This window comes from Kosakonia sp. SMBL-WEM22 (genome assembly GCF_014490785.1).
Classification (GTDB): Bacteria; Pseudomonadota; Gammaproteobacteria; order Enterobacterales; family Enterobacteriaceae; genus Kosakonia.
This window is the reverse complement of record NZ_CP051488.1, coordinates 4,205,748-4,225,028: the sequence shown is the minus strand read 5'-3', so window position 1 is coordinate 4,225,028 and position 19,281 is coordinate 4,205,748. Positions and strand designations below refer to the sequence as shown.

Below are 19,281 nucleotides of genomic sequence, written 5' to 3'. Positions count from 1 at the left end.
ATAATGCTCAATCCGCTCAGTGGCTCTTAAGCCAGCGCTGAGTAATCGGGCCGATAGTTTTCAACGCCTTCGGGCTGAACATACCGTTATGCGTGCTCGGCACCGTGTGGACGATGATATTGCCATCAATATAGTTTGCCCAGAGCAGCGGGTCGAAATCCTCGGTACCCGCATCGCGCTGTGTCGCTTTGAAGAAGAGCATATCACCGCGATAGCGCCCCGGCGACATATCTGCCAGAAGCACCGGTGCATCGCGGAGTTCGGCGAAAATGCGCTCGAAAATCACCGGTTCCACGTGAGCGAGAGGGTGTTCAATCACCTGCAACTCACGACGTAGCTCCTCAACGGAGAGCAACGCGTTGTCTTGCGGAACGGCACCGACAAGCGCTTCGAATAGCACCTTCAGGCCCTCTTCGTCGCTAAGTACCGTCTCGCTATAACGCTCCCCGAGCGGATAGCCATCCACCAGCACCAGCGTGCTGACCACATGCCCCGCTTTCTGTAACAGCGTGGCGACCTCATGGGCCAGATGGCAGCCAAACGACCAGCCGAGCAGGGCGTAAGGCCCTTCTGGCTGGACTTTGTAGATCTCCGCCAGATAGATTTTCGCCAGTTCCTGAACCGAGGCCGTTGCCTCTCCTGTACTGATCCTGACCGCCTGAAGGCCGTAGATCGGTTGCCGCTCGCCAAGGTAGCTGATAAGCCCGGAGTATGACCAGCTCAGGCCGCCGCCAGGAGGCATACAGAACAGCGCTGGTTTATCGCCCAGCGGTTGCAGCGGCAGCATCACATCCAGCATGCTGCTGCTGCGGTTACCCTCCAGCCGCTGCGCCAGCATCGCAACCGTCGGCGACTCAAAGAGATCGCGGATGGTTAGCTTCACCTGCAGCTCGCGGTCAATCTGCGTAATCAACCGCGCCGCCAGCAGGGAGTGGCCGCCCATGGCGAAGAAGCTGCTGTCGATGCTGATGTTCTCAACCTTGAGCAGCGTACTGAATTTCTCTGCCAGCCATATCTCCCGCTCGCTTTGCGGTTGCCGCCCGGCCTGGGTGCTAAAATCAGGCCGCGGCAGCGCCTTGATCGCCAGTTTTCCGTTGGCATTGAGTGGTAGTGCGTCCAGCACCACCACCGCCGCTGGCACCATAAAGTCCGGTAGACGTTCACGGGCAAACTGCTGCAGTGCCTCAGGTAGCCTCTCCTGCGCATCGCTGACAACCACATACGCTACCAGCTGTTTATGGCCCGCCGCATCTTCAAGGGGAATGATGGCCACCTGCTGCACCACCTCATGCTGCTTCAGTACAATCTCGATTTCACCAGGCTCGATCCTGAAGCCGCGAATTTTCACCAGCTGATCGCCGCGACTAACAAAGCTGATGGCGCCGTCGCGGCGGCGTTTGACCCTATCGCCGGTGCGGTACATACGGCTTCCAGCAGACCCGTAAGGATCGGCGACGAAGTGCGCCGCGCTAAGCCCCGGATGGTTCACGTAGCCGCGCGCCAGCCCGCGTCCGGCGATATAAAGCTCGCCCGCAACCCCCTCCGGCAGCGGCTGCAAGTACTCATCCAGCACATAGAGGCGGGTGTTATCCATCGCATAGCCGATCGGCACATCCAGATAGGGTGCATCTGCCTGCGTAATCGGGTAATCCGTGGCATAGGTGGTGGCTTCCGTTGGACCATAGATGTTCATCAGTTCAAGGTCCGGCAAGTGTTCGCGCAATGACTGAACCGCGCTTGCGGATATCTTCTCCCCACCGGTATAGACTTTGCTGACCCCCGCCAGGCACTGCCACGCCTCTTCGGCAATCAGGCGGAACAGGCCGGAGGTTAAAAACACCGCGGTCACTTTACGATCGGTAATTGTCGAGGTGATCACCGGCAAATCCAGCTCGTCTCCCGGAACAATCACCGCATGATGACCGTTGAGCAGCGCCGCCCAAATCTCATAGGTTGAGGCATCAAAAGCATACGGCGAGTGCAGCAGAATGCGCTGATGATGCTCCCCCTGCCAGCGACGATCGCGCGCCAGGGCAACAACGTTATCCTGGGTAATGGCAATCCCTTTCGGTTGCCCGGTAGAGCCAGAGGTAAACATCACATAAGCGATATGGTCAGGATTAAGCGGTGGTGCGATGGTCGGCGCCTCTTCCTGCATATGTGCATTGTTGACCGTCAGTACCTCAATGCCTTCCGGAAGCGTCGTGGCACTGTGTCGCTCATCTACGACCGCAACGCGAACATCCAGCGTATGGGTAATATGCTGCCAGCGCTCAAAGGGATCGCTGGTGCGCAGCGGCACATAGAAGCCGCCCGCTTTCACCACGGCGAGGATGCCAATCACCAGCGAGAGTGAACGCTCCAGAAGTAACGCTACCCCTCGATCTGCTTCCACCCCACGCTGTTGCAGGCTATGGGCTAAAGCATTGGCGCGCGCATCCAGCTCCTGATAGGTAAGCTGCTCGTCACCACAGCTGATGGCGATATGATGCGGGGTTTTCGCCACCTGGCAGGCGAACTCCTGTGCCAGCGTTGCCGGCGGCAGATCCACAAAGGTGTTATTGCCAACATGGATAAGCGCATCGCGCTGCCCATCGTTCAGTAGCGGCAGGTTTTTCACCGGTAAGTCCGGTGCGTCGACTGCCGCCTGCAACAGCTGCACGAAGTAGCCAGCCAGCGCGGTAACGGTTGAGCGATCGTAGAGTTCTACCGGGAAGTCAATTTGCGCATCAAGGGCGTACACTTCGCCCGCTTCGCCGCAAATCTCATCAAAGTTGAACAGCAAATCAAACTTAGTGGTCACCAGACCTACCGGTTGATGAGTTGCCTGCACATCCACCAGCTGCGGCGGCGTATTGGCGTTGTTTTGCAGCACCATCATCACCTGGAAGAGGGGATGTCTGGCTGATGAGCGCCCCGGATTCAATGCTTTTACCACCCAGTCAAACGGCACATCCTGATTAGCATAGGCGGAGAGCATATAGTCGCGAACGTTGGCCAGCGCCGCGCGGAAGCTGGGGTTTGCCGACAGATCGACGCGCAGCACCAGCGTATTGACAAAAAAGCCCACCAGATAGCCGATCGCTTCATCTGAGCGCCCCGCAGCGGCGGTGCCGAGCGTAATATCATCTCCTGCGCCCATGCGGCTAAACAGGATCGCGGCGGTCGCCTGCAACAGCATAAAAGGCGTTACGCCCTCCTGCTGCGTCAGGGTCTTAATCCGCTGATAAAGCGCCTCGTCGATACGGAAATGAACCCGCTCGCCCACATAACTCGGTGAAGCCGGGTGCGGACGGTCAACAGGTAGCAGCATCTCTTCAGGCGCGTCCGCCAGCGCGCTGCGCCAGAAAGCGATCTGCTGCGCGCAGAGCGGCGTGTGCTCCTCGATTTCGCCGAGCAGGCCGCGCTGCCAGAGCGCATAATCGGCATACTGCACGGCAAGCTCCGTCCACGCTGGCACCTGCTGCTTGCAACGTGCGTTGTAAGCGCAGGCGATATCGTGGAACAGCGGTGCCAGCGAGCCGCCATCGCAGGCGATGTGGTGAATGACAATCAGCAACACCTGTTCATGCGTTTGTGGCAAACGGAACAGCGTACAACGCAGCGGGATCTCCCGCGCCAGATCGAAGGCATACGCTGACGCCTCAACAAGCGCGCTGGCGAGCGCGTCTTCAGTGATCGGCTTGACCGCAAGCGTCATCTCAACCGAATCGGCGGCGAGAATATGCTGGTAAGGCTGCTCCTGATGGAGTGGGTAGAGCGTGCGCAACACTTCATGACGCGCCACTACATCGCGCAGCGCCAGGCCCAACGCCTCTTCATTCAGCGGCCCGCTGAAGCGCAGGGCGAGCGGCATGTTATACGCCGCGTGGTTATCATCGAGGTTCTTCAAGAGCCACATGCGCTGCTGGGCAAAGGAGAGCGGCAGATACTCGTCGCGCGTCTGCGGGGGCAGCGCGACTTTCGGAGCAATATCCGCCTGCGCAAGCTGGCTGGCGAGCTGTGCCACGGTGGGGTAATCAAACAGCGTGCGGATGGGCACATTTTTACCCAGCTCGCTGCTGATACGGCTTATCAGTCGCATCGCTAACAGCGAATGGCCGCCGAGCATAAAGAAGTTGTCATCGATGCCCGGCGCTTCCAGCTGCAACACCTCGGCGAACAGGCCCGCTAACATCTCTTCCTGCGCATTACGTGGCTGGCGGCGGGTCGCGCTCTGCATCATGGTCGGCTTCGGCAAGGCGCGCTTATCCAGCTTGCCGTTGATGGTCAGCGGGAACTTCTCCATCTGCACAATGGCCGCTGGCACCATATATTCCGGCAGTTTATCCGCCGCATGATGGCGCAGCGCCGCCATGTCGACAGGGCTACTGCTGTCGCTAATGATATAGCCCACCAGTTGCGGGTTGCCGGGGTTATCATTTTGCAGGATCACCTCGGCCTGAGTCACCTGCGGATAGCTTGCCAGCGCGGCGGCAATCTCGCCCAGCTCAATGCGGAACCCGCGCAGTTTAACCTGCTGATCGGCGCGACCTAAGTAGTTCAGCTCGCCTTTACGGGTGCGGATCGCCACATCACCGGAGCGGTACATGCGCGTGCCAGGCTCGCCATAGGGGTCGGCAACAAAGCGTTCGCTGCTCAGTGCCACGCGATTCAGGTAGCCGCGCGCCAGGCCTGCGCCGCTGATATACATCTCACCCTCTACGCCCAGCGGAACAGGTTGCAGCGCATCGTCTAACAGGTGGATATGCAGATCGGGGATCGCCACGCCAATCAGGCTGCCGGAGGCGTTGCGCGCCCCCTCGGCCGTCAGCGGCTGATAGCTGACATGGACGGTGGTTTCGGTGATGCCGTACATGTTGATCAGCTCCGGCGCAGCGTCATCATGGCGCTGGTACCAGCGCTCAAGCTGACTAAGATCGAGCGCTTCGCCGCCAAACACCACTTTGCGCAGCGCTAAGGGGCAGCTTGCTGGCGCCACCGTGTTTTCCGCTTCAATCAGCTGATAGAAAGCGGATGGCGTCTGGTTAAGGATGGTGACCCGTTTGTCGCTCAACAGTTTTAAAAAGGCTTGCGGATCGCGGCTGACGATAAACGGTACTACCACCAGCTCGCCACCATAGAGCAGCGGGCCCCAGATCTCCCAGACGGAAAAATCGAACGAGCAGGAGTGAAACAGCGTCCAGATATCGGTGCGGGCAAAGTTGAACCACTCCTCCGTAGCGGCGAAGAGGCGCAGCACATTGCTGTGATGGATCATTACCCCTTTCGGTTTACCGGTCGAGCCGGAGGTGTAGATAATGTAAGCCAGGCTGTCGGAGCTGACGGGGCGCAGGCGCTCGGCGTCACTGAGGTCTTCACCGCTCAACAGCGCAAGCGTCTGCTGGCACTGCGGCGTATCGAGCAGCAGTTCGGGCAGTGTGCTGCTGAGGGTGCCTGCATACTCCACGAGGGTAATAATCAGCGCCGGTCTGGCATCGTCAACAATGTAGGCCAGGCGATCCGCCGGGTTATGCACATCCAGCGGCAGGTAGGCCGCGCCCGCTTTGACGATGGCGAGCAGCGCCACCAGCGTATCCATAGTGCGCGGTAGCGCCAGCGCGACGCTATCTTCCGTGCCGATGCCACGGCTTACCAGATAGCGTGCCAGCTGGTTGGCGCGCTGGTTCAGCTCGCCGTAGCTCATCGTCTCATCGCCGAGGCTCAGCGCCGTTGCCTGCGGTGTTTCACGCACGCGCTGTTCGAAAACGTCATGCAGCCTGGCGTCAGCCCACTGGTCAAAGGCGGTGCAAACCGGCACGGCGGACTGGCACTCCTCCGCCAGCAGCAGCGGAACGCTGCCGACACGCCGCTGCGGCTGTGCCATAACGGCATGCAGAACCAGCACGAAACGCTCTGCCAGCGCTTCGGCGGTGGCATCGTCAAACAGATCGGTGGCGTATTCGAGAATACCGTTAAGCGCTGTCGGCGTCTCTTCGATATTAAAGGTCAGATCGAACTTTGCCACCGGCAGCAGCGGTGTGGTAACCCGGGTACGCAGATTGTCAAAGTGCGCTTCGCTGTAGGCCATATTTTGCAGCACCAGCATCACCTGGAAGAGAGGGTGCCGCGCCAGCGAGCGCTCAGGGTTTAGCGCTTCGACCAGGTTATCAAAGGGGAGATCCTGGTGCTCGTAAGCTTGCAGCGCGTAGTCGCGAACCCTCTCCAGCAGGGCACTAAAGGTGAGGTTGTCGTCAACGGTGGCGCGCATCACCAGCGTGTTGATAAAGAAGCCAACTAGCGGTTCGAGCGCCTCATCGCTGCGCCCGGCGATGGCAGTGCCGACAGGGATATCGTTGCCTGCGCCCATCCGGTGCAGCAGTACGGCGAGCGCCGACTGCAGCACCATAAACAGGCTGGCGTTGTGCGCTTTTGCTACCTCAAGCAGGCGCGAGTGCAGCCCTTCATCGATGGTAAAGCGACACTGCTTGCCCCGATAGCTTGCGCGCGCCGGGCGCGGACGGTCGAGGGGCAGCTTCAGCTCGTCGGGCAGATCGGCGAGCGCGTCGCGCCACCAGGCGAGCTGGCGGCCCGCCTGGCTTTCGGCGGTATTGATCTCGCCCAGCCAGTCGTTCTGCCACAGCGCATAATCGCTATAGTTCACCGCAAGCGGTGCCAGGGATGGAGCATGGCCCTGCGCGCGGGCGTTATAGGCTGCGGCCAGATCCTGGAGGAGCGGAGAGAGCGAGCTGCCATCGCTGGCGATATGGTGCATTAAAAATAGCAGCAGATGGCGCTCTTCATTGACGCTAAAGAGCCACGCGCGGCAGGGATCTTCTGCGGTTAAATCGAAGGTGTATTGTGCGGCACTCAGCATCTGGTTCTCCAGATCCTCAGACAACACGTTTTCGGTTATGAGGGCACAGTACGACTCCTCGCCTTCTGTAATGTGCTGATAAACAGCGCCGTCTGGCTGGAGTAAAAAGCGCGTGCGCAGCGTTTCGTGACGCAGCTTCACATCGTTGAGTGCTGCCGTCAGCGCTGCGACGTTTACCTCGCCTTCCAGCTCAAGGGTCAGCGGCATATTGTAGGTGGCGGTTTGGCCCTCAATGCGATCGATCATCCATAGCCGACGCTGCGCGGACGAAAGCGGCAGAAGGGTCGGTTTTTCACGCGCCTGGAGCAGCAAACGCGAAGGCGCGGCGGCGTGTAAACGCTCGGCAAACTGCGCCACAGTTGGGGCTTCAAAGAGATCGCGAATGGCGGGATTGACACGCATTACACGGCGTACCTTACTGACCAGACGGGAAGCCAGCAGCGAGTGGCCGCCGAGGGCAAAGAAGTTATCGTCAATGCCGATCTCGTCTAAGCCGAGAACCTCAGCGAAGAGGACGCAGAGCCTGCTCTCCCGATCGTTACGCGCGCCACGGTGCAGCGCGGCGGTAAAGCGCGGCGCGGGCAGGACGCGCATATCCACTTTGCCGTTGGCGTTAAGGGGGAAGGTCTCCAGTGGGATAATCATCGCTGGCACCATAAAGTCCGGCAACTGCGCGCTCAGCGCGTCGCGCAACTGCGCCGCATCGAAGTCCACCTCTTTGCGTGCAAGAACGTAGGCGACAATCTGCTTATTACCCGGGTTTGGCTCGACGATGCAGGCCAGCGCCTGCGCCACGGCAGGCTGCTGTTGCAGCGCGGTTTCCACTTCCGCCAGCTCAATACGGAAGCCGCGAATTTTCACCTGCTGATCGCCGCGGCTGAGGTATTCGAGTACGCCATCTTTACGCCAGCGCACCCAGTCGCCGGAGCGGTACATGCGCTCGCCGGGCTGCGCAAACGGGTTGGCGACAAAGTGCGTTGCCGTTAACACAGGCTGCTTCTGATAGCCACGCGCCAGACCGAGACCAGCAATATACAACTCGCCGGGCACACCGACCGGCACCGGGTTGAGATAACCATCCAGCACGTAGACCTGCATGTTATCGATCGGCGCACCAATAGGTACCGTCATCTCCGTCGGGATGCCCGGCAGCAGGTGGGTGGTGGTAAAGGTGGTCGTTTCCGTCGGGCCGTAGCCGTTCATCATCTTCAGCGCAGGGCACTGCGTCATCACTTTTTTGAGTGCCGTCACTGGCAGCACATCGCCCCCGGCAATCAGCAGCCGCACCGCTTTCAGGGCGCTGGCATGCTCTTCAGCCATCAGGCGGAACAGCCCGGCGGTGAGCCACAGCGCGGTGACCTTCTCCTCCATGACGATTTGCGCCAGCGTATCAATATCCAGCTCACCGGCGGGGGCAACGATCAGCTGACCGCCGCAGAGTAGCGGCACCCACAGCTCCCAGGTAGAGGCATCGAAAGCTGACGGGGAGTGCAGCAAGACACGCTTGTGATCCTCTGGCGACCAGCGGCGGTCGAGGGCAAGCGCCGCCACGCTCTGCTGGTTGACGGCAATCCCCTTCGGTTTACCGGTCGAGCCGGAGGTATACATGATGTAAGCCAGGCTCTCCGCCGCGCCAACTAATGCCGGGTTGGTCTCTGTTCCGGCCTGCTGCGCGTCGTCCGCCGGGTGAATGATATGCGCGGCATCCGGTAACGGCAGGCCTGCGTCGGCAATCAGCAGCGTCGCGCCTGCGTCATCCAGCATCATCTGCTGGCGCTCAAGGGGATCGCGCGGGCGCAGCGGCAGGTAAGCGCCGCCCGCCTTGATTACCGCAAGCGTGGCAATCACTTCATCAATAGAGTGCTGCATCAACAGCCCGGCGCAGAAGGTTTTCCCGCCGTTCAGCGCTATCAGCCGGTGAGCCAGACGGTTCGCCGCCTGGTTTAGCTGGTCGTAGGTCACCGTTTTGTTGCCTTGCTTGACGGCAATGGCGTCAGGCGTGCGCAGCACCTGCTGTTCAAACAGTGCGGCTAGACGCACTTCAGGCAGGGCAACACGGGTGGAGTTCCAGCCGTTAAGCAGCGTTTCGCGCTGGACGGGCGTTAACAGCGCCAGTTCGCCGAGGCGGGTGGCTGGCGCGCTCACCAGTGTCTCAATGACGTGGACTAAGCGTTCCGCAACGCCCTGGATGGTGCCAGCGTCATAGAGATCGGTGGCGTATTCGATATGCCCACTTATCCGCCCATGCTGCTCATCAACATTGAAATTAAACAGCAGATCAAATTTCGCGCTGGTGGTGGGCAGCTCAAGCTGTTCAAGTTGCAGTCCTTGCAGGGTGACGGCCTGCGGCCACGGCGTATCGACCGCCAGCATCACCTGGAACAGCGGGTGTTTAGCCAGCGAGCGGTCCGGGGCCAGGGCTTCGACAAGGCGTTCGAAGGGGATATCCTGGTGTTCATTGGCTTCCAGCACGGCGCTGCGCGCCAGCTCAATGAGTGTGCGTAATTCCGGGTTGCCGGACGCCTGGATGCGCAGCACCGCAGTGTTGGCGAAGTAGCCAATCATCGGGATCTGCGCGCTATCGGTACGACCATAGATCGGCGTACCGATGGCAATATCGTCTCCCACGCCCATGCGATGCAGCAGCGCCACCAGGCTTGTGTGCAGCAGCATAAAGAGGCTGGCACCGGTTTGCGTGCTTAATGCTGTGAGTTTTGTAAAGATCCCATCCGGCAGCGTAAAGGCGACGCGATCCCCCGCATAGTTGGCGCGCGCCGGACGTGGCCGATCGCCTGCCAGCGTAACCTCTTCTGGCATCCCCTGCAGTTGGTTGCGCCAGTAGGCCATCTGCCGGGCGAAGAGGGCATTCTCATCCTGCTCGTCGCTGAGCAGCGCCCGTTGCCAGAGAGCATAATCTGCATACTGCACGGCAAGCGGCGCAAGCTCGGGGGCGTGACCCGCCAGGCGTGCTTGCCAGCAAAAGCTCAGATCCTGCAACAACGGGAAGAGGGAGCCGCCATCGCCCGCAGTATGGTGGATAACCAGCAGCAGAACATGCTGCTCGGATGCCAGCTGGTAGAGCCAGCCTTTGATCGGCAACTCGCGATCGAGGGCGAAAACATGCGCGCTGTGGTGCATCAGCTGTGCGGTCAGATCCGCTGGCGCAATGGTCTGATGTTGCAGAGTGAATGCTGCCTCTTCTGGTGCCAGCACCTGCTGGCAAGGAGTATCCTCCTGCTGCGTCAATCGCGTACGCAGGCTCTCATGGCGGGCGACAACATCCGCCAGCGCCTGCGCCAGCATTGCGGCATCCAGTTTGCCATTCAGCCTGACGGCGAGCGGCATATTGTAGGCGCTGCCCGGCGCGATCTGCTCCTGTAGCCAGAGGCGTTGCTGGGCAAATGACATCGGCAGCAGGGCAGGACGCGGTTGCGTTACCAGCGCAGGACGCACGGGCACGCTGTTTCCGGCGTCAATCAGCGCGCTCAGCTCCGCCACGGTTGGCGCGTCGAAGATCGCCTTCAGCGAGATCTCACTCCTGAACTCTTCGCGGATGCGGCTCAGCAGTTTCAGCGCCAGCAGCGAATGGCCGCCAAGGTTAAAGAAACTGTCATCAATCCCGGGCAGGTCGCACTCCAGGCACTCGGCAAAGAGCTGGCAGAGTTTTTCCTGCTGCGGCGTGGAGGGAAGCACGCGGGTGGGTGCGGTGAAGGCCGGAACGGGCAGGGCGCGGCGATCAATTTTGCCATTTGCCGTGAGAGGAAACTGCTCCAGCACCATGATTACGGACGGCACCATATAGTCGGGCAGCTTTTTGCCCAGGTCTGCGCGTAGCGTTTCTGGTGAACAGTTCGCCTCATCATGCGCAATCACGTAGGCCACCAGCCGTTTTTGCCCGGAGGCCTTTTCGTCGTGCGCGAGCACCAGAGCCTGCTTGATCGCCTTTGATCCCAGCAGCGCATTTTCGATATCGCCGAGCTCAATGCGGTAGCCGCGGATCTTCACCTGGTTATCCGCACGTCCGAGGAAGCCGATCTGCATATCACGCTCCCAGAAGGCGATATCTCCGGTGCGGTACATGCGTGAGCCCCTTGCCCCAAACGGGTTCGCGACAAAACGTTCGCTGGTGAGATCGGCGCGTTTCAGGTAGCCAAATGCCAGACCGTCACCGGCGATATAGAGCTCGCCAGGCTGACCCACCGGCACCGGCTGCAGTGCGCTATCGAGGATATAAACCTGAGTATTGTTGATTGGCAGACCGATGATAGAAGGGGCAACGCTCTCGGCATTCAGCTCGCGGGTTGTTGACCAGATAGTCGTTTCTGTAGGCCCGTAAACCTGGATCACTCGCGACGCCAGTGCCACCATCTGTTCGGCCAGATTGGCCGCCAGCGCGTCGCCGCCTACCAGTGCGGTGAGCCTTGCCAGCGCCTGCGGCTGGTAGCTGACTAAGCCCTGCCACAATGCTGGTGTGCCCTGCAGATGAGTGATGTTCCAGCGATTGATCTCGCTCGCCAGCAGGTGCGGATCGCGGGCGGCCTCGCGTGAGGCAATCACTACCGCCGCGCCGTTGAGCAGCGGCAGGAAAAGCTCAAGCGCGGCAATATCAAACCCAACCGTGGTGACGGCCATTAAACGATGCTCAGCTGAAAGCTGAACATGCTGCTGCATCGCCACCATAAAATTGGTCAATGCGTTATGGGGGATCAGCACCCCCTTCGGCGCGCCGGTCGAGCCGGAAGTGAAGAGCACATACGCCGCCTGCTGGCGCTGTGCGGAGGTTGTCACAGGATCCGTTTCCGGTTGCGAAATAATACCGGCAATAGTGTCGTTATCATCTATTTGATATTGCGGGAATTGCGCAACCAATCCTGATGTTTCGGAGGTGGTTAGCAGACAGGTCGGCGCGGCGGTGGCGAGAATATGTTTTATGCGTTCGCTGGGGTGATCGGGATCTAATGGCATGTAGATCGCACCGGCTTTCATAATCGCCAGCATGGCGATCACCAGATTATCCGTGCGCGGCAGCAGCAGCCCAACGATATCGCCCGAGCATACGCCCTGCTGGCGTAAATAGTGGCTCATTTGGTTAACCAGGCTATTTAACTGCGCGTAGCTCAGTACGCTCTCTTCATAAAAAATGGCCGGCGCATCGGGTGTAAGGTGAACCTGTTTTTCAAAGCACTCCGCCAGCGTAACCGAGGGCGTCGGGCAGGTGGTTTTATCATTCAGCAGGGCAATCTGCTGGTACTCATTGGCGTTCAGCAACGAAGGTGTACCGATGGCCATCTCAGGGTTGGCAATCAGTTTGCTGAACAGGGCCGTCATTCTTTCATAATGGGCAAGCAGCTCCTGCTCGGTGTAGAGCGCGCTGTTGGCATCAAAGCCAAGCACCATTGTGCGATCATCGCCATAGCCAAAGAAGAAGATGCTTAAATCTTCCACTGGGCCATTGGAGAGATTAATGGAGAGGGTTTCCGCCCCGCTAAGGGCCAGGTTTTCGCCGAAAAGTTCAACGTTAATGGCGGTGTTAAACAGCGGTCGCGTAACGTTCAGGTCGTGCAGCAGATCTTCATGGCGGTATTGCTGATGGCGTAAAGAGGAGACCATCTCTTTCATCGCCTGCGCCATCACGTCATTAAGCGTAAGCGCCGGTGATAATTTTAGACGCAACGGCATGATATTGGACATTAAGCCGGGAATGCTGCGCTGCGCTCGCCCGACGCGCGCCGCCATCGGAAAGCCAATCACTAAATCTTCATTACCGGTAGTGCGGTAAAGGTAAATGGCGCTCAGGGCGGTGAGCAGCTGCGGTAGGGTAAAACCAGAGTCGCTCGCTCTTTGCATAATGGCGTCATGGAACGGCTTTTCGAGCGAAATACGCTGGCGTAGAAGCTGATTACAGGGGGCGGCGCGTCCGGCGAGGCTGACCGGCTCAGGCAGGTCGCCAAAGCGCGACATCCAGTAGTGTCTGTCGCGGGTGAAACGGTTTGACTGGCGATACTCGATATCATCCGCCATCAGCGTTTTAAAACTGCCGAAGGGTGAGGGGGAAACCGGCTTGCCGGCGATTAAGCAGTTATAGATTTCAATCGCGCGGCTGAGGATCAGTGCGGCACCAAAACCGTCGATAAGAATGTGATGGCTGCACTGATAATAGAGATGTTTATTTTCGGCGACTTTAATCAGGAAAAAGGTAAACAGATGCGTTTCAGCAAGTGAGTATGCCCTGTTTGTCTGCGCCGTCATATATTCAATGGCGGTTGCCCACGGGTCGTCCATCATACTGAAATCATAAAAACCTGCCTCATAATCATTAACAGGTGTTAATGATTGCCTGACTTCGTTATTTTTATGAAAAAAACGGCCATGCATGGCATCAGTTTCAGCAATCATTATTTTTATAGCGTCTTTAAATAGTGATGTGTCAATCACGCCATCAATAATTAAATACTCACTAATATTATTATTTGCCTGATTCAGCGCGACTTCATTCGCTAACCACATGCCCATCTGAGCCGACGTTAAAGCGAAATAATCCATGTCTTCTTGTGCGGACATATAAGACCTCAATATTAAAGCGAAATGGGATAACGAGTGGGCAACAAGGATTTATAGGTTTTGTAAACTTTTCGGCTTGATATCCTTCCAGTTTTCCTCGATGTAATGAATGCACTCCTTGCGGCTGGCGGGCCCGCGCACAATATCCCAACCATCTGGGACCGCCATGAATTGCGGCCATAAGGAGTGCTGATTCTCTGCGTTCACTAATACTAAAAAAGTAATATCTTCATTTTCAAATGGATTGCTCATTTACTTTCCCCTGGAATAATAAAAGCGAAGATATTATTTATAGAATAAAAATCTTGAAGGCAATCTGTAATAAGAAGCTGTAAAAGGGATAACTGCTTGTTGTGATCTATCTCACGTTTTGCTGCCCGTTAATAATAGCGTAAATAAATAATGTTTTTATTTTCTGTTAAAGCCCAAATACTATATATAAAAGAAATGGTAATGTTTCTTTTTGAATAATATTAATATTTGAAATGCATTTGGCGAAAGTAGGTATAATAGCGAAAAATGTGAGATTAATAATCGAACCAAGGGCACGGGGATTTTCAATTCCTGAGTCAAAGTTAATATTTTGTAAACAGGCGTATTTGTATATTGTAAAGAGTGTGCAAAATGAAAATACTTCCCGTTATCTGGCCCATGGCAGTTTACCCCAATCTGCTGTTGTTGCCAGCGGCTGTCCTGCTGGGTATCGCTGTGACCGTGACCACGGCTTCGTTCAAGAAGTATCTTTAAATCAGGGCTGGACGGAGGCGTGCAAAACGTGTTTTGCGCGCCTGCCGTCAGCAGACAAGCCATGAAACGACTGTTACTGGCGCGTCAGTTGTTTTGAGAGTGCGCTAAGGCGATGTTGACCTGCTCCCTGACCAGAACCAGAAAATCATGGGGGGTGATGCCCCACAGCAACGGATCGAAATACACGCCATATCTTTTAATGAAGGCCATATTCATCGTATCCCCCAGAGCCAGAAAATCGTCAATGTCTTCGAGAAGCGCCATCTGCATCGCCTTTCCCGACTGCCGGTTATAGGCGTCAATTTTGGGCTGGAGTGCCTCACTGTCATCAATGAGGTCGTAATCATGCCCGAAATAATTACAGACCAGATTATCCAGCTCCAGGGGGGTATCACGCTGTTTCATCATTCACTCCAGGGGCATCGACGTCAGTATAAAATAAGGCTTACCATTGTACTCAGTGAGCTCCCGCCACACTTCAACACGGTAACAGTTTCTGACTTCTGAGCTTCCTCTTTTCATCACAATCCCGGTAGGCTGTGTGAATTGCATGGATATTTTTTTCCGCCATGGGGTGCCTTTGGGCTGAAATTTGACGAACATTTCTATCTCATTTTTATGGGCTCTCAGCACTTTTGTCGTGAGAATTTCAGCCTCGTCAAGGTTTCTGAATGCGCTCGTTGCAGGCAGCATCGGCCTTCGCTGAAGTCTGGCAGCAAGCTCTTCAGGTGTTTTACCGATATGTTGTTCGATAGTATGCCCGCCCGGGTGCTGACCGGTAACTGATTCATGTTCCGCCAGTTTTATTCTCCCTGATCTGACAGCAACAACACGTACTGCCCCCACTGCCACGGAGAAACCAACCGCAATGGCAAGGTCCACTGTCATGCCGACTTTTAAAGCCGTATCGCGATCGGCTCCCAGCGATTCTGCCAGCAGAACCGCTGAATTGTAGGTGTCTGTATTTATCTGTCTGCCGCTCCATATCTGGCGAAATGAAGCCTGGACGGTAGCAAGACTGTGCGTGCCGACAACAACACACCCTGCTTTGGTTAACATTGTGGGCTCCGGAACCACGCACATCACACCGGCACCGAACATTTCCACCACGCCGCCTGCCAGACCCAGTCCGCTTCATAAACAGTTGCTGAGCGTTTCGCCTTCGCTGATACTTTTTTCTAAAGTGTGGCTGCCAGCTGCACTGGCGACAGGGCAATTCTGAGGCCATTCGTTTCACTCATGCTCCTGCACTCTCTTATCAGACGTCTGAATTATAAAAAGCATAATCAGCTTATCCCCGGATAACTTGCTGTGTCACGTCAGGTCTGTTTTTATTACGTTCAGAACTGAATGAATAAAAGAGGAAGCAGAATATGGCTGAAGAGGCAAAGAGAGCCCTGACCTGGGACATGGCATTGCGGGAAGGCTTCGAACCTAAAGAATATGACTGGAAAAATATACCTGAGGGAACATGGCAGGCTCGGCTGGATTTCAAAATATGGTCCAATAAATCCACGACCGGCCATCTTGTCTGTTATATGACGTCTCTTGATAATTCGCTTCGTTACAGGCTGTCAGCGTTCCGTCAGGGGAACGGAACGACACGATATACCCCCAAAGACGGCGGGATCGATTTTTCAGAAAAAGGCCTTGAAGGGCATATCTTTCTGGTCACAACCGTGACGACATCAAAAGGGGGAAGCACCTGGGTCGCCGCCGAATATGATGATTAAATCCGACCCGAGCCGCATTATCGCTTAATTTTCAAAATCCTGTTTAGGGTTTATCGCTGACCCGCGCCGGTACGCTGGCTATTATGGGCTGGCTCACCTGCAAACCGGCCTTTGCTGATTTACCTCAGGTGGAACCCCCAAGCTCGGGCGGCGGAAGCGGCCTGGCCGGACAAATCAAAGGTTACATACAGGATGGTCTTGTCATCGGCGGGCTGGTCGTGGCCGCCGTTGCCTTTATCAACGACGCCATTGCTGCCCTACACACGTTTACCGAACTCCGTAACGAGCGGGCGACCTGGACCAAATTTGGCTCCATTATCGTGGTGGGTGTGGTGCTGCTGGTTACCGTTATCTGGCTGATCGGCAAGTCTGCCGACATTCTGCTGTAGGAGTCCACGACGAAGCAGACCATCCGTTTTCTCCTTGACCGTCTCAACAGTGAGCCCGTGGTGTTTCGCGGGGTTACCACCCATGAGATGGGGCTGGCAGCCCTTGCCGGCGCGGGGGGCTCCTGTCACTGCCGTTTATCCTGCTGGCCAACTGCAGACCTTGTTGCATCCCGACGGCAGCGAAGAGCGGTTTGCCTGGAATGCGCAGGGGCAGCTGGCCGTACACCATGACCCGCTCGGCAGTGAGACGCGCTGGCAGTACAACCTGCTGGGCCAGCTGGTCAGCATCACCGACCGCATCCAGCGTACGCGCCGTCATCACTATAACTGCCGAGGCTGGCTGACGAGACTGGAAAATGGCAACGGTGCTGATTACCAATTCAGCCACGATGCGGTTGGCCGGCTGATGATTGAACGGCGGCCGGACAGTATTGACCGTTTATATCGTTATGGGCTTGACGGGCAACTTACCGAATACCGGGAAGTCGCGTCGCCGGACGTGGCACCACAGCTGTCCCCGCGTCTGCATCAGTTCCGTTATGACGACGCCGGCCAGTTGGTCTGGCGCGCCAACGACAGCGCCGAGTGGCATTACCACTATGATACGGCCGTGCGCATGAAGCGCCTGACGCGCACGCCGACCGCTGCCGGCAGCGAACTGGGTATCGAGCCGGACAGCGTGCAGCTGCGCTACCACAAGGCTGGCAACCCACGCGCTTCGTGTGGGAGGGCTACCGATTGCTGCAGGAGCAGCGGGACAACGGTACGCGCCGCACCTGGAGCTATGATCCGGCAAGCCGGTGGACGCCGCTGGCGGCCCTCGAGCAGACTGTCGCCGGCGCCGAACGGCGTAAGGGCGCCCTTATTGACCAGCCGCTGCGTTATGCAGGCCAGTTCCAGGATAGCGAAAGCGGGCTGCATTATAATCTGTTCCGCTACTATGAGCCGGAGGTGGGGCGCTTTACCACGCAGGATCCGGTAGGACTACGCGGCGGGCTGAACCTGTATCAGTATGCGCCGAACCCATATGGATGGGTCGATCCGTTAGGTTTGACCAGCTCTGCTCTGGCCAAGAGTATGGAAAAAGCGGGTACGCCGCGTCCTGCCAATTCAGCTGCGCACCATATCGTTCCGGAAACTGCTAAGGCAGTAAGACCTGCCTGAGACATATTGAAACGGCACGACATTGATATCGATGGTGCAGAAAATGGCGTGTTCCTACCAAATCGGAACAATACGGACGGTTTGCCTGGGATCTTGCATAATGGTAAGCATCCGGATGAGTATTTGGACGCAGTGAATCAGCGTATCTTAGATGCACATGACTTTGGTAGTAAGCAAGGTGTCCTGGATGAACTGCAGCTAATGCGAGAAACGTTACTTTCAGCGGATAGAAATGCCAGCTGGTCAGTGTTGTTATGAAAAAAATATATTTACTAGGATCTGACGTGACTAACTTTTGCTCCTTTATTCAGGATTATCCTGAGGGGGAGGAAAGTATCATGGGGCGAGTTCGAAGTGCTAACTGGAAGCCGTTGAGTAATTACACACCTATCAGGTTAGAGCTACGTAGCAATGATACGGGTAAGCGGAACTACCAGTTTGACTTCAGTAGCGCTTTATCCCCCCTTTTTGTTCTAAGTGAGAATGCGTTAGACGTTTTGAGTAATATTCTACTTCCTCGGGGCGAAGTTTTACCGGTTTTAACTGCCAGTAAAAGAAAGACCTTTTTGGGGTACCATCCTACGAATGTCCTTTCGGGGTGTTTTGATCGGGAAAACGCATTGTTCCGTGAGGCTGAGGGCAGGTTTCTGATTAGAAAGCCGGTGCTTAAGGTGGATAACATCACGGATGAGTACCTATTTTCTATTGAAGAGGATATCAGCCGTGTCTTTGTGACGGATGCATTCAAACGCAGAGTGGAAGAGGCTGGATTGCTTGGCTTCGATTTCTCTGTCGAGATCCCCACAACCTGAGGTTGAGGGGCTGCATAAATTTTTATAATTCAATAAAGACTTCTTTGCTGCCTTTCTGACCATGTCGTAACACCCTGTGTGGATTCTATCCATGCAGAAGTGCTCGCTATGAAAATCAGCACGTTGCTGACGTTGTCCCCTCTGCTGATGCCGGCATCGATGCTTGCCGGCACGGTACTCTATACCGATTCTCACCATTCCCCGACCAACATCGATGCCTCGGTATCCGTGATTTATCTTGACGGTCCGGAGCAGCCGCAGAAGCAACTGTTCGGCGAGCTGTCGTCAAACCCGATGAGGCCGAGCGCTAACCTGCCCGCGAACGACGACCCGGTGACCGACAACCGCCTGCAGCACTGGCAGAACCTGTTTATGCACTACGACGGCGTGGGGCAACCTGACCCGCCGGCGCAGCGGGCTGTATGAGCAGCACTACACCTATGACGCCGAAAACCGCCTGCTGACCGCCCGCGGAACCGGGCCGCAGGGACACTTTGAGGCGTATTACCTGTATGACGCCCACGGCACAACGGAAACCCGCTTCCTGTGGCAGGGTTACCGCCTGTTGCAGGAACAGCACCAGGACGGGCAGTGTAGCACGTATATCTGTGACCCCAACGAGGCCTGGAGCCCGCTGGCGCGGTTGACCATCTGCGGGACGACACGGACGGGGAGATTTACTGGTTCAGCACCGACCTGAACGGCGCACCGCTGGAAGTCCCCGACGAAGAAGGCAGCATCCGCTGGAGCGGGCAGTACGGCAGCTTCGGTGAGGTCCGCTACCAGACGGACGGCTTCGCGCGGCTGGCACAGAACACAGCCCTGGCGCACCAGCCGCTGCGCTATGCGGGGCAGTACACCGACGGCGAAACTGGCCCGCACTACAATCTGTTCCGCCACTACGACCCGCAGACTCCAGGGCCCGATAGGGTTAAACGGTGGCTGGAGCCTGTACCAGTATGCGCCGAACCCGCCGGGGTGGATTGACCCGTGGGGTTTAGCCAATACTACTGTCGGCC

9 protein-coding genes and 4 pseudogenes are annotated in these 19,281 nt (G+C 56.9%); 9 read left to right on the top strand and 4 right to left on the bottom strand.

The window, feature by feature from the left end; genetic code table 11:
* Positions 1-16 precede the first annotated feature (16 nt).
* Positions 17-13,363 (bottom strand): non-ribosomal peptide synthetase, encoded by a 13,347-nt coding sequence (locus tag HF650_RS20275; RefSeq protein WP_249118877.1) that lies wholly within the window; start codon positions 13,361-13,363, stop codon positions 17-19.
* Positions 13,364-13,468: 105 nt separating this feature from the next.
* Positions 13,469-13,669 carry an MbtH family protein gene (locus HF650_RS20270; RefSeq protein WP_187800114.1) on the bottom strand — a complete coding sequence of 67 codons (201 nt, stop codon included), beginning with the start codon at positions 13,667-13,669 and terminating at the stop codon, positions 13,469-13,471.
* Between the two features lie 378 nt (positions 13,670-14,047).
* On the opposite strand from HF650_RS20270, the pseudogene HF650_RS20265 reads away from it, so the two are divergent.
* Positions 14,048-14,164 (top strand): annotated as a pseudogene (locus tag HF650_RS20265) (DUF4400 domain-containing protein); the annotation flags it as partial.
* An 84-nt stretch (positions 14,165-14,248) separates the two neighbouring features.
* On the opposite strand, the gene HF650_RS20260 reads toward HF650_RS20265, so the two are convergent.
* Entirely contained in the window at positions 14,249-14,572 is a 324-nt protein-coding gene (locus tag HF650_RS20260; RefSeq protein WP_223284222.1) for a contact-dependent growth inhibition system immunity protein, read from the bottom strand.
* Positions 14,573-15,405 (bottom strand): annotated as a pseudogene (locus HF650_RS20255) (RNase A-like domain-containing protein). It abuts the gene before it with no gap.
* 132 nt (positions 15,406-15,537) lie between these two features.
* Between HF650_RS20255 and HF650_RS20250 the strand changes: the two are divergent.
* The 8 genes and pseudogenes from HF650_RS20250 (at position 15,538) to HF650_RS25580 (ending at position 19,249) form a co-directional block, all read left to right on the top strand.
* The gene (locus HF650_RS20250; RefSeq protein ID WP_187800113.1) at positions 15,538-15,897 is read left to right on the top strand and encodes a hypothetical protein; all 360 of its coding nucleotides are present in this window, start codon (positions 15,538-15,540) and stop codon (positions 15,895-15,897) included.
* Between the two features lie 83 nt (positions 15,898-15,980).
* Positions 15,981-16,286, top strand: coding sequence for a TIGR03745 family integrating conjugative element membrane protein (locus HF650_RS20245; protein ID WP_187800112.1), 306 nt, complete (start codon positions 15,981-15,983; stop codon positions 16,284-16,286).
* 21 nt (positions 16,287-16,307) lie between these two features.
* Positions 16,308-16,435 (top strand): annotated as a pseudogene (locus HF650_RS20240) (DUF3487 family protein); the annotation flags it as partial.
* A pseudogene (locus HF650_RS20235) lies at positions 16,429-17,342 on the top strand (RHS repeat-associated core domain-containing protein); the annotation flags it as partial. The pseudogenes HF650_RS20240 and HF650_RS20235, both read left to right, overlap by 7 nt.
* 156 nt (positions 17,343-17,498) lie before the next feature.
* A complete protein-coding gene (locus HF650_RS20230; protein ID WP_249118876.1) occupies positions 17,499-17,708 on the top strand; it encodes an AHH domain-containing protein in 210 nt (69 codons plus the stop codon).
* Entirely contained in the window at positions 17,705-18,262 is a 558-nt protein-coding gene (locus HF650_RS20225; protein WP_187800111.1) for a hypothetical protein, read from the top strand. Before HF650_RS20230 ends, HF650_RS20225 begins: the two co-directional genes overlap by 4 nt.
* A 108-nt stretch (positions 18,263-18,370) precedes the next feature.
* Positions 18,371-18,688, top strand: coding sequence for a DUF1525 domain-containing protein (locus tag HF650_RS25395; RefSeq protein ID WP_223284220.1), 318 nt, complete (start codon positions 18,371-18,373; stop codon positions 18,686-18,688).
* A gap of 198 nt (positions 18,689-18,886) precedes the next feature.
* Positions 18,887-19,249 carry an RHS domain-containing protein gene (locus HF650_RS25580; protein WP_346014260.1) on the top strand — a complete coding sequence of 121 codons (363 nt, stop codon included), beginning with the start codon at positions 18,887-18,889 and terminating at the stop codon, positions 19,247-19,249.
* Positions 19,250-19,281 lie beyond the last annotated feature (32 nt).